16 protein-coding genes are annotated in these 21,237 nt (G+C 41.0%); 10 read left to right on the forward strand and 6 right to left on the reverse strand.

Translation table 11 applies throughout. The annotated features are described in order from the left end of the window. Positions 1 to 121 precede the first annotated feature (121 nt). Positions 122 to 1,258 (reverse strand): molecular chaperone DnaJ, encoded by a 1,137-nt coding sequence (gene dnaJ / locus NO992_RS00995; protein WP_017216728.1) that lies wholly within the window; start codon positions 1,256 to 1,258, stop codon positions 122 to 124. 153 nt (positions 1,259 to 1,411) lie between these two features. Continuing rightward, positions 1,412 to 3,334, reverse strand: coding sequence for a molecular chaperone DnaK (gene dnaK / locus NO992_RS01000; RefSeq protein ID WP_371373602.1), 1,923 nt, complete (start codon positions 3,332 to 3,334; stop codon positions 1,412 to 1,414). A gap of 262 nt (positions 3,335 to 3,596) precedes the next feature. Between dnaK and NO992_RS01005 the strand changes: the two genes are divergently transcribed. Genes NO992_RS01005 through NO992_RS01020 form a run of 4 tightly spaced genes read left to right on the forward strand, consistent with a single transcriptional unit; the run spans position 3,597 to position 7,875 of the window. After that, positions 3,597 to 4,391: a thioesterase family protein gene (locus NO992_RS01005; RefSeq protein ID WP_371373606.1), complete on the forward strand. Its 795-nt coding sequence runs from the start codon at positions 3,597 to 3,599 to the stop codon at positions 4,389 to 4,391. 60 nt (positions 4,392 to 4,451) lie between these two features. Further along, positions 4,452 to 5,645 carry a PqiA/YebS family transporter subunit gene (locus NO992_RS01010; RefSeq protein WP_371373608.1) on the forward strand — a complete coding sequence of 398 codons (1,194 nt, stop codon included), beginning with the start codon at positions 4,452 to 4,454 and terminating at the stop codon, positions 5,643 to 5,645. Next, entirely contained in the window at positions 5,642 to 7,300 is a 1,659-nt protein-coding gene (gene pqiB / locus NO992_RS01015) for an intermembrane transport protein PqiB (RefSeq protein WP_371373611.1), read from the forward strand. The genes NO992_RS01010 and pqiB overlap by 4 nt, the downstream gene beginning before the upstream one ends. Next, positions 7,297 to 7,875, forward strand: coding sequence for a membrane integrity-associated transporter subunit PqiC (locus NO992_RS01020; protein WP_371373614.1), 579 nt, complete (start codon positions 7,297 to 7,299; stop codon positions 7,873 to 7,875). Before pqiB ends, NO992_RS01020 begins: the two co-directional genes overlap by 4 nt. Here NO992_RS01020 and NO992_RS01025 read toward each other — a convergent pair. Continuing rightward, positions 7,870 to 8,379, reverse strand: a complete 510-nt coding sequence (locus NO992_RS01025) for a GNAT family N-acetyltransferase (protein WP_371373617.1) — start codon at positions 8,377 to 8,379, stop codon at positions 7,870 to 7,872. The two genes, NO992_RS01020 and NO992_RS01025, sit on opposite strands and share 6 nt — an antisense overlap. Positions 8,380 to 8,744: 365 nt before the next feature. Then, positions 8,745 to 11,630: an insulinase family protein gene (locus tag NO992_RS01030; RefSeq protein ID WP_371373621.1), complete on the reverse strand. Its 2,886-nt coding sequence runs from the start codon at positions 11,628 to 11,630 to the stop codon at positions 8,745 to 8,747. A 117-nt stretch (positions 11,631 to 11,747) separates the two neighbouring features. Between NO992_RS01030 and NO992_RS01035 the strand changes: the two genes are divergently transcribed. From NO992_RS01035 to ushA, 3 genes are all read left to right on the forward strand, one after another. Then, entirely contained in the window at positions 11,748 to 12,170 is a 423-nt protein-coding gene (locus tag NO992_RS01035; protein ID WP_010373104.1) for an MAPEG family protein, read from the forward strand. A 102-nt stretch (positions 12,171 to 12,272) separates the two neighbouring features. Next, a complete protein-coding gene (locus NO992_RS01040; protein ID WP_010605345.1) occupies positions 12,273 to 12,464 on the forward strand; it encodes a hypothetical protein in 192 nt (63 codons plus the stop codon). Positions 12,465 to 12,527: 63 nt separating this feature from the next. Beyond that, the gene (gene ushA / locus NO992_RS01045; RefSeq protein ID WP_371373624.1) at positions 12,528 to 14,117 is read left to right on the forward strand and encodes a bifunctional UDP-sugar hydrolase/5'-nucleotidase UshA; all 1,590 of its coding nucleotides are present in this window, start codon (positions 12,528 to 12,530) and stop codon (positions 14,115 to 14,117) included. Positions 14,118 to 14,167: 50 nt separating this feature from the next. Here ushA and NO992_RS01050 read toward each other — a convergent pair whose 3' ends face one another. Together NO992_RS01050 and NO992_RS01055 are read right to left on the reverse strand one after the other, a co-directional pair. Continuing rightward, complete coding sequence (locus tag NO992_RS01050; RefSeq protein WP_371373627.1) at positions 14,168 to 15,094, reverse strand: hypothetical protein; 927 nt, start codon at positions 15,092 to 15,094, stop codon at positions 14,168 to 14,170. Next, a complete protein-coding gene (locus NO992_RS01055) occupies positions 15,084 to 15,962 on the reverse strand; it encodes a PhnD/SsuA/transferrin family substrate-binding protein (protein ID WP_371373630.1) in 879 nt (292 codons plus the stop codon). Before NO992_RS01055 ends, NO992_RS01050 begins: the two co-directional genes overlap by 11 nt. 237 nt (positions 15,963 to 16,199) lie before the next feature. Here NO992_RS01055 and NO992_RS01060 point away from each other — a divergent pair, with 237 nt between their 5' ends. Genes NO992_RS01060 through NO992_RS01070 form a run of 3 tightly spaced genes read left to right on the forward strand, consistent with a single transcriptional unit; the run spans position 16,200 to position 21,181 of the window. Continuing rightward, a complete protein-coding gene (locus NO992_RS01060; protein ID WP_017216714.1) occupies positions 16,200 to 17,060 on the forward strand; it encodes a S1/P1 nuclease in 861 nt (286 codons plus the stop codon). A 34-nt stretch (positions 17,061 to 17,094) separates the two neighbouring features. Next, positions 17,095 to 20,271 carry a TonB-dependent receptor domain-containing protein gene (locus tag NO992_RS01065; protein ID WP_371373633.1) on the forward strand — a complete coding sequence of 1,059 codons (3,177 nt, stop codon included), beginning with the start codon at positions 17,095 to 17,097 and terminating at the stop codon, positions 20,269 to 20,271. A 58-nt stretch (positions 20,272 to 20,329) separates the two neighbouring features. Beyond that, positions 20,330 to 21,181 (forward strand): hypothetical protein, encoded by an 852-nt coding sequence (locus tag NO992_RS01070; protein ID WP_138527174.1) that lies wholly within the window; start codon positions 20,330 to 20,332, stop codon positions 21,179 to 21,181. The last annotated feature ends 56 nt before the right edge of the window (positions 21,182 to 21,237 follow it).

Raw genomic sequence — 21,237 nt, forward strand, 5'->3', positions numbered from 1 at the left:
AGATGTTGATTTCAGTTATACCAAGAAACAAACGCTTATGCTATCGCCTTGCGATAATACCTATCATCCGTCAAAACAAAAATGCCCGCTATCGCAGCGGGCATTTTCAAATAAATTTAAGTTACTTAGTTAAGTCATCAAAGAACTTCTTAACGCCGTCAAAAAAGCCTTGTGCCTTAGGACGGTTCTTACCGTTGTTTTCACCCATAGACTCTTCAAACTCTTGCAGAAGCTCTTTTTGACGCTCGTTTAAGTTTACTGGCGTCTCAAGAACAACTTTACAAATTAAGTCGCCTACCGCACCGCTACGCACAGACTTCACACCTTTACCCCGCATACGGAACATTTTGCCCGTTTGACTTTCCGATGGAATCTTCAGTTTTGCGCGGCCATCTAGGGTCGGCACTTCAATCTCACCACCGAGTGCTGCCGTTGTGAAGCTAATTGGCACTTCACAGTATAAGTTGTTGCCGTCACGTACGAAGATTGGGTGCTCTTTTACACTCACTTGTACGTACAGGTCGCCAGCTGGAGCACCATGCGCTCCCGCTTCACCTTCGCCAGACAAACGTACTCTATCACCCGTATCAACCCCTGCTGGGATCTTAACGTTAAGTGTCTTCGTTTTCTCTACACGGCCTTGTCCGTGACAGCTGTTACAAGGATCTGAAATGATCTGACCTGTGCCCTGACAAGTTGGACAAGTTTGCTGTACCGCAAAGAAGCCTTGGCGCATTTGTACTTGACCTGCACCATGACAGGTTGTACAAGTTTTAGGCTTAGAACCTGCTTTCGCACCACTACCATCACATGGTTTACAGCTCACCCAAGTTGGTACTTGGATATCAACCTGCTTACCACGTACCGCTTCTTCAAGACTTAACTCTAAGTTATATCTTAAATCCGCGCCACGCTGTTGTCTTGATTGACGACGACCACCACCGCCACCAAAGATATCACCGAATACGTCCCCAAAAATATCGCCGAAGTCGCCAGCGCCGCCAAATCCACCATGACCAGCACCACCACCTTGTTCGAAAGCTGCATGGCCGTATTGATCATACATCTGGCGTTTTTGACTATCAGTCAATATCTCGTAAGCTTCTTTTACTTCTTTGAATTTCGCTTCGAGTTCGGTGTTACCTGCAGTACGATCTGGGTGATATTTCATTGCAAGACGTTTATACGCCTTCTTAATGTCACGTTCACTGGCGTCTCTTGCAACACCTAATACTTCATAATAGTCAGGTTTAGACATTTTTATCACACTACTCTTTCTTGGCAACTTATGTCGTTGCAGACTCTGATGAGCCCTGTCGCTTGCAAATTAATGCTAGACAACAGTCTAATTTATAAACACGTAGGGCGCGACAAGCCATACAGCCAGCGCGCCCTCCTTCAAGACTTACAATTACTTGTCGTCTTTAACTTCTTCAAATTCAGCGTCAACTACATCGTCGTCTTTTTTCGCTGAACCTTGTTGGGCACCTGCGTCACCGCCAGCTTGTTGAGCTTGCGCTTTTCCTTGAGCGATTTCCATAAGCTTTTGCGATTTCTCTGCTAGTGCTTGTGTCTTAGCATCGATTTCGTCTTTGCTATCGCCCTTGATTGCTGTTTCTAGCTCGCCAAGCGCAGCTTCAATTGCCGTCTTGTCGTCAGCTGGAAGGTCGTCACCTGCTTCTTCAACTTGCTTGCGTGTAGCATGAACAAGTGCATCAGCTTGGTTACGAGCGCCAACTAGCTCTTCAAACTTTTTATCTTCTTCTGCATTTGCTTCTGCATCACGTACCATTTTTTCTACTTCTTCATCACTTAGACCTGAAGAAGCTTGGATTGTGATCTTCTGCTCTTTACCTGTGTCTTTGTCTTTCGCAGACACGTGTAAGATACCATCAGCATCCACATCAAAAGTAACTTCGATTTGTGGAACACCACGCTGCGCTGGGCGAATACCTTCTAGGTTGAATTGACCTAGAGACTTGTTATCGCTTGAACGCTTACGCTCACCCTGTAGTACGTGAATTGTTACTGCAGACTGATTGTCTTCTGCTGTTGAGAAAGTTTGCGACTTCTTAGTAGGGATAGTCGTGTTTTTCTCGATTAACGCAGTCATTACTTGACCCATAGTCTCAATACCTAGAGACAGAGGACAAACGTCAAGTAGCAGTACGTCTTTCACGTCACCCGCAAGTACACCACCTTGAACCGCAGCACCAACTGCTACCGCTTCATCAGGGTTTACGTCTTTACGAGGCTCTTTGCCAAAGAATTCAGCTACTGTTTTCTGTACCAGTGGCATACGTGTTTGACCACCAACTAGGATGATGTCATTTACGTCGCTTACAGAAAGGTCTGCATCAGCAAGTGCACGTTTTAGCGGCTCGATTGATTGCGCAACTAAGTCTTCAACTAATGACTCAAGTTTTGCACGAGTTAGCTTAACGTTCATGTGCTTTGGACCTGTTGCATCAGCAGTAACATAAGGTAGATTTACCTCAGTTTGCTGTGCTGAAGACAGTTCGATCTTCGCTTTCTCAGCCGCTTCCTTAACGCGCTGCATCGCTAGCGGGTCAGTTTTTAGGTCGATGCCTTGGTCTTTCTTAAATTCTGCAACTAGGTAGTTGATAACGCGGTTATCAAAGTCTTCACCACCTAGGTGAGTGTCACCGTTAGTTGCTAGCACTTCAAAGGTGTGCTCGCCTTCAACTTCATCAATCTCGATGATTGAGATATCGAATGTACCACCACCTAAGTCGTATACTGCAACAACGTTGTCGCCTTGCTTCTTATCCATGCCGTAAGCAAGTGCTGCTGCTGTTGGCTCATTGATAATACGCTTAACTTCAAGGCCTGCGATACGACCTGCATCTTTTGTTGCTTGACGCTGTGAATCGTTGAAATATGCAGGAACTGTGATAACAGCTTCTGTTACTGGCTCACCAAGAAAGTCTTCAGCTGTTTTCTTCATTTTCTTAAGAACTTCAGCTGAGATCTGAGGTGCAGCTCTTTTCTCACCACGCACTTCAACCCAAGCGTCGCCGTTGTCCGCTTTTACGATGTTGAAAGGCATGATGCTAAGGTCACGCTGTACTTCTTCATCTTCAAAACGACGACCAATTAGACGCTTGATCGCGTATAGTGTGTTTTTAGGGTTAGTCACTGCCTGGCGTTTTGCTGGCTGACCGACTAGTGTTTCACCATCATCTGTAAATGCAATAACAGAAGGAGTTGTGCGGTCGCCCTCAGCATTTTCAATAACGCGCGGCTTGTCACCATCAAGTACCGCTACGCAAGAGTTAGTAGTACCTAAATCGATTCCAATAATTTTACCCATGAATCATCTCCGACTTCAAAATTCGTTGTTCAGTTAGTTGATTTGATAAATAAGGTCACCGATTTGTAATTCAAGCGTCACAACTAAAAAAAAATGAAAAAAATTGAAATTTTTTTGCTTTTCGAACGTTTCGGTCAAAAAAACACCCTTAATTGCTTATTTTGAAACAAGTGAAGAAGAAAATACGATGTAATTGACGCTTGATTACCTGGTTAGACCAGTTATGCTAAATGCAACATAATAAATAATGAGAAATGACAACATGACATTTGATGAAATTATTCAGTCGGAGCATTTACAGCAAGCGCAAACACAAATGACGTTTCCTGCAAGTTGGTGTCAAGGCCGCACTGCGTTTGGCGGATTGTCTGCAGCAATAGCAGTGCAAAGCATGAAGCATCAACTGACAGAGCCTCGTCGATTGCTCTCTGTGAGCGTAAATTTTGTCGGACCACTGCTAGAAGGCACACCATTTACCGTTGCAACAACCATTTTGCGTAGTGGAAAAAATGCCACTCAAATGCAAACTCAACTGATCCAATCAGGCGAGGTTTGTCTTATTGCTATCGGGTGCTTTGGCAAGGATAGAGCATCCGCTATCCAAGTTACAAATGTCGATAGCCCTACTCTTTCAGATGTTAATCCAAAGGCAGTTCTTCCATACCAAGAAGGTGTGATGCCTGCATTTTTCCAGCATGTCGCGCTCAATGCCCAGCAAGGAGCTTTACCATTTTCAGGTGCACCATCTTCGAATCTAGGTGGTTGGATGCGATTTAAAGCACAAACTACATCGGTAAATGAACTGCATACACTGGCTCTTGCTGATTCATGGCCGCCAACCTTACTCCAGATGTGTAAAGCGCCAAGCCCCGCCAGCAGTATGTCTTGGTATATAGAATTTTTGTGTGATATTTCACTCGACTCAGACTCTTGGCTGGGCTTTGAAGCCGTGACCCACCATAGCCAAAATGGTTATGGTATTGAAGATGCTAAAATTTGGTCACAAGATGGCAAGCTGCTCGCCCTAAGCCGCCAGACCGTCGCAGTATTTGATTAACATTGATAAATTTGGGCGCATCAAGCAAACTAGCATAAAAGAAAATCAACGGATTTTTGTGTGATTACAGCTTGCCCTGAATGCGATACGCTTGTTGAAATAGACTCTATCGAGTCCCAAAAGCGTGCGGTGTGCCCAAACTGTCGATGCGTGTTGTGTCATGTACAAGGACATCAAAACCAATTAGTACAAGCCTTCAGCTTTTCTGCATTACTATTTTTATTCGCGAGCTTATTTCCAGACTTTATTTCCTACACGCAACACGGTATCACTCAAGTTGTGAGCCTCTGGCAAGCGCTCATATTGTTAGCTGAACATTACAGCTATTTTCTTGCTGGATTATTTGCCTTCACTATTTTAGTTATGCCTGTTGCAGTATGCTCCTTGCTACTGCTTGCGCACACCGAGTATTGGCAAATCATCAATGCGCACAATGCCCGGCATTTAGCCAAATTACTTTCAGCACTGAAACCGCTTAATCTCACGGATATATTTTTAGTCGCCGTGCTCGTAAGCGCTTTTAAATTAATGTCTTTCGCTGAATTAGAGATGGGCCTTGGGTTTTGGGCCTATATTCTGTTCGTTTTGTGTTTTATTGAAGCGCTCTCACTTTTTGATCACGAGTATATGTGGCGTAATCAGACTCAATGTAATCGTCACCTAGTGGAACCGAAGAATTTATCTTCTACGCTAAAACGTTGCAAGGTTTGTGGCTTTTTGGGTGAAGGTGAAAAGTGTCAGCGCTGCTACGCTAAACTAAAATACCGAAAGTCCCAATCAACGCAAAAAAGCTTAGCTTGGATGCTCACCAGCGTCGTGCTACTTATACCTGCTAATTTTCTACCCATCATGGATACCATTAGTCTCGGGCTCCATACGCCTGCAACGATTTTTTCAGGCGTTCAAGTGCTTTGGGAAGCCGGTTCTTATCCTATAGCAACACTTATTTTTCTCGCAAGTATATGTATTCCTATCGCAAAAGCGTTACTATTGAGTTACTTACTTGTACGAGTTAAAAAACCAAAAGACCCAATCACAGCAACAAAAGTGTACCGCTTGCTCGAATTCATTGGCCGCTGGTCCATGATTGATGTGTTTGTCGTGATTATCTTAGTGTCTCTGGTACAGCTCGGTACGGTGCTAAATGTCGAACCGGAAATTGGTATCGTGTTTTTTACTTTGATGGTGCTTTGCCAAATCGCAGCCGTTAATAGTTTTGATCCAAGATTATTGTGGGATAAAAATAATCAATGACTACTCAAGCTGATATAGAAGACAAACCAACGTTTTCAGTGATATGGATTATTCCAATTATCGCGTTGCTCATCACAGGCTGGATGTTATATCAACATCAGGCAAATAAAGGCCACACTATTTTTATAAAAATGACTGACGCAGATGGCATTATTGCCGGCAAAACTGAAGTGAGAGTAAAAAGCGTTAAGGTCGGGTTAGTCGAGTCATTAAAGCTTGAATTAGAACAAAATGCAGTGGTTGCAAAAGTTAGGATTTTACAGCCCTACCGTGATTTATTGGCTGAAGATTCTACGTTTTGGGTAGTAAAACCTAGAATTGATGAATCCGGCATCTCAGGCATGAATACGCTACTCTCTGGCGTATATATAGAGCTCTCCCCTGGTGACGCAAAAACACGTTCGAGCATCTTCACCTTAATGGATGAACCTGCATTAATTGGCTCAGAGGTGCAAGGAAAGCGCTATCAACTCGTGGCTTCAGATGCTGAAGTATTAGACGTTGGCTCCAGTATTTTTTTCCGCAATTATAAAGTGGGTCAGGTTGAGTCTGCACACTTTAGTGTCGAAAGCTTAAAAATGGAATATGGTATTTTTATCTATTCGCCATACGATACGCTTATCACAGACAACGCTATTTTCTGGATTAGCTCAGGCATTGATTTTAAACTATCAACGGAAGGCGTTGAAGTGTCAACAGGATCGCTAGCAAAGATGATCAAGGGTGGGATTTCTGTTGACTATCCACCAACTATGCCAAGCGGCACAGTAGCGCTCGAAAACAAAACCTACGCCTTACACAAAAACTTTGCAATGGCTTTAGAGCAACGTTTTGATCACTTTGATTACTATCTCATTGAGTTTGAGCAATCAATTCGAGGACTTCGAGCTGGTGCACCAATTGAATATCGAGGTATGCGAATTGGCACGATAGAACAAGTTCCTGCGACTGGTGTTAGCGACGATAGACCTTTATACTTTCAACAAAATAACACTTCTGTGCCTGTACTGGTTAAAATTGAGTACGGCCGCATTTACGAAGATGCGCAGCTTGCACAAACATATTGGTCAGAAAATATAGACAAATGGATTAGTAGCGGCCTTAGAGCGTCACTAAAAAGTGGCAATTTGTTAACGGGTGCGGTATATATAGAGTTAGACTTTTATCCAAGTGCAGAAGTCGTTAGTTCAAACAAAACGACTATTTATCCTGTATTACCCAGCGTTCCGAGCGGTATTACAGCACTTTCTGAACAGGTCACAAGCTTACTGAACAAGTTAAATGGGTTACCTCTTGAAACAACTGTTAAGGAACTAGAAGGTGCCCTTCAGCAACACAGGTTACTAGCAATGGAAATGAATCAACTCGTAGAGTCTATTAATAATAACAAGATAACAGACAAGGTTGGCGGTAATTTAACGAGCTTAAAAGATACGTTAAGCCAGCTCACATCAAGCTTGAAGCAATTTGAGCAAACCATGACTCAGTACCAAAAAGGTTCGGGTGTTATGGATCAACTTAGTAATACCCTTGAAGAACTTGAAAGTTTGTCAAATCGCTTAAAGCCTATTTCTAAAGGGTTGAATGAACAACCGAATATGCTTATTTTCAATAAAGAGAGCGGTACAGATCCACTCCCGAGGAAAAATAAATGAAGACTGGCTTAGCGACATTTTTGCTTTTATTTTGTTTAACGGGATGTATAACGAATCCATCGCAGCCGGTTAGTTATTATCAGTTAGGAGCAAAGAGTGTCGCTGACGAAAAGCAAGTTGGGCTCAATCACGTTCTTTTGGTTGATAAAGTGCAGTTAATTGAATTGTTTGATCAGCAAGCTTTAGTGCAATATCAACCAGAGAACAAAGTAAATATCGCTAATTTTCATTTTTGGGCTCAGCCACCTTCAGATATGCTGACGTGGAACTTAGTAAACGCATTAAATGCAACCAACCAAACCACTGCAATTAAAAGCGATAAGTTTTATCGCAACTCGCAAGAACATCAACGTCTCGTTGTAGAAATTAACGAGTTTGCAGGACACTTTGACAAAGGCGCTGTGATGAGCGGGACTTGGTATCTTTACCAATACAAAGAAGGGAGCTATCAACTAACTCAAGTGCAACCATTCCAATTTGAAACAACGCTTGAGCAAGATGGCTTTAGTGCACTTGTATCTGCACATCAACAAAACTTTAACCAACTAACTGCACAAATAAGTCTGCGTTTATAGTTGGTACTCAAACACCACTACAGGTGTTAAGTCGTTATCAATTATAATTTTACCAATACGACTAAATCCCACTCTGCTAAGTAGGTTAATACTGTTGCTGTTGCTTTCTAATGTAATAGCAGCTAGCTTGGTGTAGCTTTGTTCTAATTTCGCATATTCCATAAGTAACCTAACGGCCTCAGACGCATAGCCTTTTCCGGTGAACTCATCTAAAAGCGCATAACCTAAGTCTGGAATATTAAAAAAAGGTCTTTGATATAAACCACACAATCCGATACTAGTGTTGCTGCTTGCTTCTACAACGATGTAAGCTGCGGGCGTACCAATTTGATAGGGAATAAGGTAAGCTTGCTCGATATGCTCCTCAGCTTGTTGTTGCGTTTTTATGCCTTTATCGCGGATGTTATCGATAAAGCTTTTTTGATTCAAAAGCCTGAGTAAAAAGCCGGCATCATTTAAAGTTGCTTTCCTTAAAAAGATCCGTTCTCCCGTCGCTATCGTCATTCTGCCTCCAAAAATATCATAATTAACCTGAGGTTTGGATAAGGAATGTTCCAACTCATTGTTTCTAAAGCACAACTTAGTTTTTTCCTTGTCTAGCCAGAGAGTTTTAGGGAAAACACCGCTTCCGCGTCCTGCTCTCGCTAAGGTACCTACATCCTGTAGGCAAGGCGAATTTACGCACCAATAGCTGGCTATTGGAAGTGAATTCAACGCAGTTAGCGCTAAAACTGGCTGCTAGAAAGGCATTAATTATCCGCAGCTCAGGTTAATTAACTTCCATAGGAACTTTAGCATTTACATAAGCGAATAAAAAAGCTGGGAAACGAATTTGCCCAGCTTTTAATTACTATTGAAATACCGACAGGTTACTGTTGAAACTTGACGTTTTTATACATTTGCTCAACTGAGTCTAGCTTAGTTTGCTTAGGTAAATCTGCAAACGGCTCAGCTTGGAACTTAGCGCCACGTAATTGAATATTTAATCTAGCAGCATCGGTGTTCATTACAGTTTGCTGATAGTACGCTTTAATATCTTCTAATGTGACCGCTTGAACTGCGGCGATTAACTTAGCTTCGGAGTCAAATGCCATATTTTCTTTGAACCAATCGCCTATTAACGGTTGTAGTTCTTCAGAAAGGTTTTTTGGCTCTTCGGTTAATGAGACTAACACTGCATTTTTTAACTGCTCGAATGTTGCCTCATCTAACGCAGCTAAGTCTTTAGCGTATTCATCTTTATACGCATCAAAACGAGCTTGCATGCTTTTAGCATCTTTTACTGGTGTTTGAATATAGAAACCTAGCGCTGAATATTCGTCAATAGCAACACTCGTTGCACCAACCGCATAGGCTAGCTGCTCTTCGGTTCTCAGACGTTCAAATGCCGCCGTTCTTAAGTGCCCTTGAAGCACCATCGCCGCCGCTTTTTGCGCATAGCCTTTGATTGGGTGCACTGCAAAATCGATTACAGCAACATCAGCAACATCAATGTCTTGCTGCCATACAAGTGTCTGCTTTTGCTCTGGTTGCCAATATTTAGCACGTGCGTACTTGGTCACTTTTTGGCGTTTAGGCAGCGCATTATCAAGCGTCTCTTTTACTGTTTGCAAATCGGCTTTATCGTAGTTGCCATAGGCAAAAACACGAACTTGATTATTCGTCAGAATTTGATTTTGCACTTTATCTAAGTCGGCCAGAGTCAAAGATTTAGCTGCTGATATCAATGCAGAATCATCATAACTTCCTGAACGGATAAGCTTTTGATAAACACCGAAAGCTTGTCTGAATGGGAATTCTTTCTCTTGGTTTTTAATGCCACGTACATAACGATCAATGGCTTGGTCAAATGCTCGTTTATTCGTTTCTACACGAACACCAGAGAGCGCATCCTTTATTAATAAAGCTTGCTTATCAGTAAAACCCGAAATATCTAGCATTATCCCATTTGCAGGAGTCAGCCCAAGATGCATACCCGCTATGCTCGCTTCCGTCATTAACTTTGCTTTATCCAAACGGTATAAATCAGCCCAAATCGACAGTGCAACCTCAGTTTTGATGTCTTTTAATGCACTTGGGTTATTGACGTAAATTTTCAGACTACCTTTAGGCTGTTGGTAGAAACGCTCACTCGCAGCATGCCAAACCGTTACGCCATCCGCATCAATAACCTTCTGAACACCCTTTTTCGCATCATCCGCAGATGTTTTCAGTGCGAAGTTTTCAGGTAGCAAGGTATTTACACTAGGAAGTGCTAAATCGAAATTTGCCTCTTCTTTCCATTTATCAAAATCGCTGCGTTTTAAGTCTACAATCTGATATTCACCATCATAGAAGTGTAGTTTTGCATCAGTAGGTTCATCTTTACTGATATACCATACTCGCATTTGCTCAGGTGTTAATTGCTTCAAGACGGCATTAACAGCATCAGCATCAAACTGCGCATAGTAGTAGCTCGCATTGATAGCGTGGTTCATTGGGTAATGCTGCATGCTATCCGCAAGGTTACTGACGTAACCAAATTCATCGCCTTTTTCTAAAAACCTAAATTGATTATTTAGCGACGTTTGGATTTCCTTGAAGTAACGGCTATCGACTCCTTTATCACGGATCATATCGATATAATCAAGTACCGTACCTGTAATTAACTCGCGTTGCTTTAAGCCCTCATCGGTTAACTGAATATCAATCTGTAATGTGCCGTAGTTACCATAACTATTCGGTGTCGCAAATGCACTTAACGATGAGATTAAGCCTTTATCTTTTAGTACTTGAGCAGGGCTACCCGCCATTTCATTACTTAGAAGATAGGTAATGAAATAGTTCGGTTTAACCGCAAACGCACTTGCGTTGTTTTTGATAGTGAAATCAAGCTGTAGCGTCTTAACGTCTTCATTTGGTTTATAATGGACCAGCTTTTTCCCAACGTTATCGAAGTTAAGAGATTGTTTAACCTCTGGCTTCTCGATGTTTTTATTCTTGATTGTCGTGAAATGCTTTTTCGCTTTTGCCACCATCTGCTCAATCGGCTCGTTAGAAATCATGGCTAACTTCATGATGTTCGCAGAGTAGTACTTATCATAAAAAGCAACGGTCTCTTGGTGTAGTTTGCTACCTTCTTTATCACCTAACGTTTCTAGGTTACCAATAAGAAAGCGGTTAGCTGGATGCTCTCCCATCATGTTTCGTGCAAGTTTAAATTGACCAAAAAAGTCCATTTCACGACGCATCGACCACTCTGCGTTTACTGCATTTTTTTCTTTTTCTGTGTACTCAGGGTAAAGCTTTGGAGATTTAAAGAAGTCGGAAAATCTGTCTAATGCCTCGTCATAGGCATCGTTGTTCACTTTGAACATATAATTAGTAATATCCAGCCAAGTGTAAGCATTGTGTGCCCCACCGTTTTTGGTCATGAACTCAGAATAACCTTTGCTATCCGGATATTTTTCTGTACCAAGGAATAGCATATGTTCAAGATAGTGCGCCATCCCTTGCTGAGACATAGGATCGTGTAGTAGACCAACGCCAACACTCAGCGCTGCCGCTGACTTCGATACAGAAGGATCTGATACCAAAATGACTTCAATGCCATTTTCCAAGGTTAACGTTTGATATTGTCTATCATCATTAGGACTTACAACCAGTTGCTCAGAAAGAAGATTCTCAGTCGTGTCTGAATGATTGAGTGAAGAAGTTGTACCACATCCAGTCAAAACTGCTAAGGTAAGTGTGCTAATTGCGAATAGCTTTTTCATAAAACAATCCATTATTGTGATAATTACTTTTTGGAACCAGACTATCATCGTCATTCGACTAAGCTTTTGCAATATAGAAATTTTTTGTTTTGTAACACTTCGTAAACTGAGGAACCTATGCCGACATCCATTTATTTACTGCTCGCTGCGCTATTATTACAAACTCTACTGACCTTAGTTATCATGGTCATAATGGGTAAACGTCGATTTAAAGCTGCGCGAGAGAAACAGATCCAGTTTGATCAGTTCAAAACCATGGCGCTCGACAACGCGCCTGAAGAAGTCATTCTGGCATCTAGAAACTTTACTAATCAGTTCGAAATTCCCGTGTTGTTTTTTGTGGTTTCTCTTGCCGCACTCGCAATGAAACTTGTTACGTTGTGGTTCAGCATATTCGCCCTACTGTTTGTAATTAGTCGTATTGCACATGCCTATGTTCATATCGGTAGTAATCATATTCGAACACGTTTTCGCCTCTACCTTGCAGGGTGTGCCTTCATTGTGTTGCAGTGGATCACATTACTTTTAACACTTATATAACTAAAAATAATAAAAATGCCATCCGTTTTAGCTAATTGTTCTTTAATCTCTGAGCCAATTTGTTAGCATGGCGATGGCAAAAAGAACAACAGGGGCACATAGATGAAACAGGATAATGATATCTGCGATTTTGGACTTCATGCTGGAGAACCATATTCCACGCTGCCAGCTAGCTTTTTAAACTGGATGATAGAAACAGACCATGCAAAATGCGAGTTAGCAAAGTTTGAACTGGACAGAAGAGTATCTGCGGTGGCACAAAACGCCAGAAAATATAGCAATTTTGAGTGTTAGCACTATTAAAATAATTATAATGATCTAGAATACGCGCATAATTTATCAAATAGCTTCTAAATTATGCGCAACTTACTTATTCTTTCAACGGCTTTGCTATTATCAGCATGCCATTTTTCCTCTCCTAAGCAGTCGCAACAAGCAGAATACCTAACCGTATTACACACCAACGATAATCATGGTCGTTTTTGGCAAAATGAAAAAGGTGAATATGGTATGGCAGCCAGAAAAACCTTAATTGACCAATTAAAGAGTGATGCAGAGAAAGCTGGACATGCCGTTATATTGCTTTCTGGAGGCGATATAAACACGGGTGTACCAGAATCTGATTTACAGTTTGCCGAACCTGATTTTAAGGGAATGAGTAAACTCGGTTACGATGCCATGGCAATTGGTAACCATGAATTTGATAACACTCGAGATGTACTAGCCAAACAAATTGAGTGGGCAAGCTTCCCAGTACTGTCAGCAAATATTCTTGATAATACAAATCAAATGCCAGCATACGAGCCTTACACAATTATTGAACGTGCAGGATTGACCATTGCAGTCCTTGGACTTACGACAATTGATACCGTTAAAATTGCCAATCCAAAACATGTTCATGGCCTTACTTTTATTGAGCCTTTAGCAGCCACAGAAAACTGGGTACCTAAGATCAAAGCCAAATATCATCCAGATGTAATGATTGCTGTCACACATATGGGTCACTATCACGGTGCCAATCATGGTATCAATGCACCCGGTGATGTAACGCTTGCTCGCCGACTTCCCAAAGGTATGCTTGATTTGATAGTTGGTGGACATTCTCAAGAACCTGTCTGTGTAGACGAAAATGGTAACGAGGACACCGCTTTTGCTCCTGGCAAAACATGTAAGCCTGATAATCAAAATGGTGTTTGGATTATGCAAGCACATGAGTGGGGTAAGTATGTGGGTAAAGCTGTATTTAGGGTTGATGGTGATACAAAAACCTTGATTAGCTATAACTTAATCCCAGTGAACTTAAAAAATAAAGCGGGTTCTGTGATTGGTGAAACTATTCAAGAAGATCCTCAAATGCTCGCTTTTTTAACACCTTTTCAAGAAAAAGGGCAAGCGCAAATAGCTGGTGCTGTGGGATACGTTGATAGTTTCTTAGATGGCCGTCGCAGTACAGTTAGATTTAAGCAAAGCAACCTCGCAGATCTTATCATTAACGCGCAAATGGCAGCTGTCGAAGCAGACTTTGGCATTATAAGCGGCGGCGGGATCCGAGATAGCATAGAGCAAGGTGATGTCAGCTACAAAGATGTGCTGAAAGTTCATCCATTTAAAAATCGAATTACTTATATAGACTGGAAAGCAAGCGACCTAATTAACTACTTAAACATTGTCGCCAAGTTCCCACCAGACTCTGGTGCTTACTTACAGTTCCACCATATTACGTTTGATATCAAGAACGATAAGGTAACCAATGTTCGCATAGCGGGCGAGTCATTGACTGACGGTAAGACCTACCGTATGAGTGTGAATAGTTATAACGCATCTGGTGGTGACGGTTATCCAAAAATTAATCATCTTCCAGAATATACCGCTACCGACCTAACTGATGCACAGGTCCTCAAAGATTACTTCCAAAAGAAGAGCCCTATAAAGGCCGTGGATTTATAAAAAGGCCCTCATATAAAGCGGTGTGATGCACCGCCTTATATGCATTCATTCTATTTACCAATAATATCAATATCTGACTTTTTCACTCCACTCAGTCCGTAACTATGTAGTTTAGAACGAGACCCTTCTCCATGCGCCTTCGGCGGATAAAACAGCACCTTTTTTTCAGGAAATGCGTCTAATACCTCATCCAGTGCAGCTCTAATTTCACTTAATGTTTTTTCTAAACTATTAGTAAAGTTGGGTCGTTTTCTAATGGTATGCCCAAGCTCAACTAAACGGTAAAAATATTTATCAGCGAGATCCAACAACTCCTTTGGCATCTCTTTGTTTTGATTGAGAACAGTATCGGGATTTACATCGCAAAACTCAACAAGCGCTAAATAGAAGCATAATGGTTTGTTGGCAAGCTGGACACTTACTAGTTTGTCTCTATTCGTCGTTACTGTTTTTGAATACAAATCAATAACAAGCTTAAATTCCGGTAACTTTTCTAGCGCTTGGTTTGAACTTACCTTCGCCTCAATACCTTTTCTTCTCACCCAGTTGAACACTGCAACGCCGATAAACGCCATAATCAGTGGAAAAATATAGGCTGATTTTGGTTTGGTATCATCTAATGAGACCGCAACATAGAAGTTTCTATGCGGCGCAGACAATGTTAGCACTTCACTTTTTTCACCCTGTCCTGCTCCAGACGTATTAATATCAAGAACAGTTAAACGGGCATCTTGAGCGTCTAACACAGTATTGAGTGAGTTTATATATTCTCTTAACTCAGTTTCATTACCTGCGTAATGTAAAAAAGGATCTGCGACAGGTAAACGATTCATATCAATAGCAACACGAAGCGCAACCGCTTCTTTTTGTTGCTTCAAAACCCGCTTAGTTTCAATACTTTGAGAAATGTAGAAAATACCGCTAAACAATAACGCCAAAGCAATAAAAACGGATATATTGCGCTGGCTAATTTCCATCTTCTTCTCCGATAAAGCCATAAGGTAAGGCTTCACATTGCCAGTATCTATCTACCTTATCAAAGTAACTAGATGTTCTTAATTGAGCCACCTGGTTAATAATTCCCTGCATTGCACAAGCTAAATCAGTGTTATTGTTGTTCATTTTTAAATACCATTTACTGCCACTAACATTATCGGCAATTGGCGTAATGTAATTCTTCGAAAACCGCGGCTCATCTTCTTCGGACCAATAAGAAGCTATAATATCAACCTCGCCAGCAGCTAACCGATCGCGGAGCGCTTGATGCGAGCTTAAATAGGTAATATCGAGCGCATTGATATCGATATCTAACTCTTTAAACGCACTTTTTGGTAATATGTGGCCAGAGCGACTTGTTGGATAGTCAAGCAAACCTATTTTTTTATCTAAGAAATACGATTTAGATAATTTAGGTTTTTCTGTGTTTGAGATAAAAAAGGCGGAATAAGCTGGATAACCGATAACAGGCTTATAACTATGCGTTGATTCAGCCATCAAAGCCGACATGATATTGTCTTTCGTTAAAATAAGATCGGCGATCCCCTTAGCAAGAAACTCTATTTGCTCAGCGAGACTTCCTCCCCAATATACTTTCACCTGCCCATATTGCCTAGTGACCACTTCATCTTCACACGCTCTAACTAATACGTCTAACGCGAGACTTTTAATCGGAACATGTATTTTTAACGTGTTGATATTGGACACTGAACGCGTTTTGCAGGTATTTGAGTACTGGACGACAGGATCAAGAATGAGAGGCTTAACCGAAATTAATCGAGCCCCTAAAATCCAGCACAATAATGCGCTTACAAACAACAAAGATACAATTGTTGATTTACTAGTCAAAATGTTACTATGTATCACTAATTGGAATAACCTATCCTTTCTTGACCGCTATTAGATCAATTTTCTTTACTCATTGCAATAGGTAATTTTACTAATAACTCATAACCAAATGAATTTATTACTTTATTGACAAGAAATTATGAATCTTATTGAGTCCTTTTATTTTGTTGAAAAATACGGACAATTGGCCTCACTTTTCGGTTGGGAAGATTGTTCCCTTTTCTACAAGAGATACAAATGTTACGTAAAAGCTTGTCATTACTTTTCGCTGTAGGGATGACTATCACGACGTCAAGTGCACACGCCTGGGGTCAAAATGGTCATAGGATCATTGGCGAATTGGCTGAGGCACATTTAACCGAGCAGACTCGCGTTGCGATTCAACCTTTATTAGAGGGCGACTCTCTGGCTGAAATTTCAACTTGGGCTGATGAGATGCGTTCGGATCCAAGCACGTTTTGGCGTAAACAATCTTCGAAGTGGCATTACATCAACATCGACAACCCAAAAGCAATGCATGAGCACGTTCATGCTGATTTGAATGACAAAGAGAAAGTAAAACACATCCTAGATGGCATCTACTATTCCATCAATACGCTAAAATCAGAATCTAAATCAATTGATGAAAAGCGTTTTGCATTCCGTTTCCTAGTTCACCTTGTAGGTGACAGCCATCAACCGTTTCACGCAGGTCGCGGCAAAGACCGTGGCGGTAACATGATTAAAGTAAAGTTTTTTGGCAGTGATTCAAACTTACACAGCACTTGGGACACCAAATTAATCGAAAATGAGAATCTTTCATTTACCGAGTTTACACGTTTTATTCAAACCACAAATAATGAAATAATTGCTGAATACTTAGACAGCTCGCCAGCAGATTGGTTGCTTGAGTCAAATAATATTGCTGAAAAAGTTTATAACAGCAATGAAACTGAAATAAGTTACGGTTACATTTATAAATATATGCCAACAATTAAATTTAGGCTGCAACAAGGTGGCATTAGATTAGCTGGCCTATTAAACCAAATTTATGATCCTAATTCTAAACCGCTGGTTTCATCATTGAAGTCAGCAAATAAAATAACAGTTAACCATTAGTTTAAAATAACCTACTAACACGGGAAACAACATAATGAAAATCCAACTTCGCAAAAATGCACTTACGCTTGCTATCGCTGCAAGTTTAGGCATGAGTGGCATGGCGGTTGCGGCAGATACATCTTCGTCTATTAAAGGACAGATTGTAGGACCTCAAGGTAATCCAGCTGCAGACACTAAGATTATCATCGTTCACGAACCGACAGGTACACGCCGCGTTGTTACAACGAATGACACTGGTACGTACAACGCATCAGGTCTTCGCGTTGGTGGTCCATATACCATCACTATCGACTCAAACAAATTCCGTGACGCTGAGCTGCGTAACGTTTACCTATCACTAGGTGAAGCACAAAAGATTGACCAGCAGCTAAGCGAATTGCAAATGGAGTCTATCGTAGTTACTGGTACTCCAGTACTATTTAACTCATCTGCAAACGACACTTATTACGGTGCAGATGCAATTAAGAGCACGCCAAGTATCAACCGTGATATTAAAGATGTAGTAAGAAATAACCCGCTAGTTGTTATCCAACCTGGTAATGACAGTGCGATGACAATCGCAGGCTCAAACCCGCGTACAAACTCTATTACTGTTGATGGTATTCCGCTAAACGATGACTTCGGTCTTAACTCTGGTGGTTACCCTACACAGCGTAACCCCTTCCCTCTAGACGCACTTGACCAAGTAACCGTTCAAGTAGCACCAACAAATGCTAAATCAAGTGGCTTTACTGGTGGTAACGTTGATGCGGTATTTAAGTCTGGTACTAACGAAGTCACTGGTAGCGTTTTCTATGAGAAAATGACTGACAGCTGGGCTGGTACGCCTAAAAACGAAGGTAAAGAAGTTCCACTAGAGTTTGAAGAAGAGAACTACGGCTTCTCAGTCGGTGCGCCTCTTATTGAAAACAAACTGTTCTTCTTCGGTGCTTACGAAAAGTATGAATCTCCTCAGTCAATTGAGTGGGGTCCAGCAGGTTCAGGTATCGGCGCTAACGAAACTAACATCACACAAAACGATTTAGCAGCTGTACGCAAAATTGCTTCTGAAGTATATGGTGTTGATACCATCGGTGGTGCAGACACACAACCACAACTGGAAGATGAAAAATACATCATCAAACTAGATTGGAACATCAACGACTATCACCGTGCAAACTTCGTATATATGTTCAATGAAGGTAACCGCACAAACAACATGACTCAAAGCTCAAACGAGCTACGCTTGAGTACTCATTGGTACAATAAATCAGAGAAACTAAATAACTTCAGCTCAACACTATACTCGGACTGGACGGATGATTTCTCAACACAAATCAGTCTCACAAGCAAGTCTGTTGAAACTGGCCAGGTTTCACTTGATAGCGCTTTAGGTCTAGGTGATATTAAAATATCTAATATAGATGTGGACGGAGATGGAACAAAAGGTGATATTAGCTTTGGTTCAGATGAAAGCCGTCATTCAAATTCACTAGAAAACGACCTAACAACATTCAAGTTTGACGGTACTTACCTACTTGACGAACATACACTAGAGTTTGGTATTAAGTATGACATTCTAGACGTTGAAAACCTTTATCTAGATGGTTCTAAAGGTGTTGTCGAGTTTGACAGTCTTGAAGACTTTGCAGGACGCCAAGTAAAAGATTATTCATATTCGAATGGTGTAGGTAATGATCCAAGTAAAGTCGCAGCTGCGTTCAAACGTAAAGACCTAGCTTTATACGTGAATGACCGTTGGGACTTCAGCGATGAACTAGCGTTTAGCTTTGGTCTTCGTTACGAGCGTTTAGGCTCTGACGACAAGCCTGCTTTCAACGAGGAATTATTTCAAAGTACAGGTTATGACAACACTTATAACCTAGACGGCGCTGACATTTGGTTGCCTCGTGCAGGTTTCACTTACTATATGAACGAAGACGTAACTATCCGTGGTAGCGTAGGTCGTTATGCTGGAGGTAATCCTAACGTTTGGATATCTAACTCATATTCAAATGACGGTATAAGCCGACAAGACTTTGGTAAAAAGGATTTTGTAGCACCGAATAACATCCTAAACAATATTTTACCTGAAGCAATTGATGGTATAAACCAAGCTAATAACGGTTCAGTTTCAAACTTTATCGATCCTAACTTCGACATTCCATCACAGTGGACATATATGCTAAATGCAGATGTAACACTTGATATCCCAGGTCTTGGTGACGGATTCGCTTGGACAACGACAGCAATCTTCACTGATAAAGAAAATACTGCAGAGTGGGTGAATGCTCGACTTCTTAATGGTGCAAATCGTCTAGATGCTGAAGTGAACTCTACAATTGATGGGGAGCTTCCGTTCTATAACACAAAAGAACTGGATATTATGCTCACTAATGCAGACGAGAATGGCCGTTCAATTATATTAAGTACAGGTCTTTCTAAAGAGTGGGACAATGGCATTAAGTTTGATATGTCTTATACTCATCAAGATATCACCGAAGGTAACCCTGGTGGTTCTTCTACAGCACGTAGTAACTACCGTTATGGTCACTTTTTAGATCATCAAGAAACACAAATTGGTACTTCGACATATGAAACTGAACACCGCTTTGTACTAAATCTTGGCTACTCAACAGAGTTCATTGAAAACTATAAAACGAATTTCAATCTATTCTTTGAACGTCGTTCAGGTTCGCCGTATAGCCACATTGCGAGATGGACAAGTCTGACAGATGAGAGATATTTCAATGAAGACCTTATTCAGCCTACAGGATATGGTGCAGCGCGAGGCGGGAATTACCTAGCTTATGTTCCAACAGCTAACGATCCTAATGTACTTCGTTATGAAGGTATTACCGAAGCAGAAGTACTAGCTCACTACAAAGAACTTGGCTTATCGGGTTACGCTGGCGGCTTTGTTGACCGCAGTGCAGGAAAATCACCTTGGACTACGACGATGGATCTGTATGTTTCTCAGGAGCTTCCGGGCTTTACAAAAGATCATAAAGGTGAAGTCTACTTTGTAGTTAATAATTTACTTAATCTGATTGACTCTTCAGCAGGTAAGGTACATGTTCAAGATTTTGGTACTAACCGTGTTATTGAAATGGATATTGACCAAGCTACAGGTAAGTACATTATAGGTGAAACTTCTCTTGATAAGAGTAAATTTGAGGCAGAAGACTCAACTTACCGCATCAAGATCGGCGTACGCTACAACTTCTAAGTTTTGACACGAGGGGAAGAATGGTTCTTCCCCTCTTTTTATAAAAGGAAAATTTGAAATGAAACTTAAGTTAATCTCCCTTGCAATTCTAGCAACTTCTTCATTAGCAAACGCAGCTGGATACGAAACTGAATATGTCGGAGAAAAAACGATTAATATTCAATCGACTAATCAAGCGCAATTCATGGACAATATACTAGACAAAATTGAAAAAGGTGCAAAAAAGAAAATAGCATCCCTCTTGCTGAATGCAATCTTTGGTAGCTCAGGTCCAAATTATGCCACCTTATCTCAAGAGTCACTGCAACAGATTGAGAATATAGTAAATAGCTCAATTTTAGAAGCCGATGTGAAACGTGCTCTTGCGGATCTTGATTCTCTTGATGATGGTATAACTTTTTACAACTCTCTACTTACAAGTGGTAGCGAAGACTTCTATTACTTGACAGGCCTAGATAACGAGGCAAGAGACTTGATAAATGAATATATTTTCAAACAGGCTGGCAACGAAGACTTCTTCTTATTAACAGGAAGTTACGCAACCGTTATAACTCTCGCGATGGCAATAAAAACGGAGCTATACCTCAAAGGTCGGATCAGTCAAAGTACCTTAAAGAGCTATGCAGGCCAGTATAAGAAAAAATTACAAGTTTTAGTTAATGAAGCGACTTCTCATGTCCATTCTAAAGTTTATGGAAATTTAGTCCCAGATGATGGTTTTGAATCACGAGCTGTCATTTATGACCTATTTGAAAGTTCGCAACCAGATTATATTTCTGTTCCACCTAGCCGAGAAGGCTTAGAAGAATTATATGATAGAATCGATAACAAGAGAGAGTATTATATCTCAAATATTGTGGGCGAAGCGCGAAGTGTACTTGCCACGTTAGATAGAGTAGAAAATAATTAGTTTTACTTTTAAAGCATCAAATATTTGCACTTAATTAGTTAATATCTCATTGGTCA

This window comes from Pseudoalteromonas sp. DY56-GL79 (assembly GCF_041414765.1).
Lineage (GTDB): Bacteria > Pseudomonadota > Gammaproteobacteria > Enterobacterales > Alteromonadaceae > Pseudoalteromonas > Pseudoalteromonas piscicida.

Excerpts from the sequence above, each read along its gene's own strand:
- NO992_RS01020 (WP_371373614.1), top strand. The coding sequence starts at position 7,297 with ATGAAGACTGGCTTAGCGACATTTTTGCTTTTATTTTGTTTAACGGGA.
- NO992_RS01030 (WP_371373621.1), bottom strand. The coding sequence starts at position 11,630 with ATGAAAAAGCTATTCGCAATTAGCACACTTACCTTAGCAGTTTTGACT.
- dnaK (WP_371373602.1), bottom strand. The coding sequence starts at position 3,334 with ATGGGTAAAATTATTGGAATCGATTTAGGTACTACTAACTCTTGCGTA.
- NO992_RS01040 (WP_010605345.1), top strand. The coding sequence starts at position 12,273 with ATGAAACAGGATAATGATATCTGCGATTTTGGACTTCATGCTGGAGAA.
- NO992_RS01035 (WP_010373104.1), top strand. The coding sequence starts at position 11,748 with ATGCCGACATCCATTTATTTACTGCTCGCTGCGCTATTATTACAAACT.
- NO992_RS01050 (WP_371373627.1), bottom strand. The coding sequence starts at position 15,094 with ATGGAAATTAGCCAGCGCAATATATCCGTTTTTATTGCTTTGGCGTTA.
- NO992_RS01070 (WP_138527174.1), top strand. The coding sequence starts at position 20,330 with ATGAAACTTAAGTTAATCTCCCTTGCAATTCTAGCAACTTCTTCATTA.
- pqiB (WP_371373611.1), top strand. The coding sequence starts at position 5,642 with ATGACTACTCAAGCTGATATAGAAGACAAACCAACGTTTTCAGTGATA.
- NO992_RS01025 (WP_371373617.1), bottom strand. The coding sequence starts at position 8,379 with ATGACGATAGCGACGGGAGAACGGATCTTTTTAAGGAAAGCAACTTTA.
- dnaJ (WP_017216728.1), bottom strand. The coding sequence starts at position 1,258 with ATGTCTAAACCTGACTATTATGAAGTATTAGGTGTTGCAAGAGACGCC.
- NO992_RS01060 (WP_017216714.1), top strand. The coding sequence starts at position 16,200 with ATGTTACGTAAAAGCTTGTCATTACTTTTCGCTGTAGGGATGACTATC.
- NO992_RS01005 (WP_371373606.1), top strand. The coding sequence starts at position 3,597 with ATGACATTTGATGAAATTATTCAGTCGGAGCATTTACAGCAAGCGCAA.
- ushA (WP_371373624.1), top strand. The coding sequence starts at position 12,528 with ATGCGCAACTTACTTATTCTTTCAACGGCTTTGCTATTATCAGCATGC.
- NO992_RS01065 (WP_371373633.1), top strand. The coding sequence starts at position 17,095 with ATGAAAATCCAACTTCGCAAAAATGCACTTACGCTTGCTATCGCTGCA.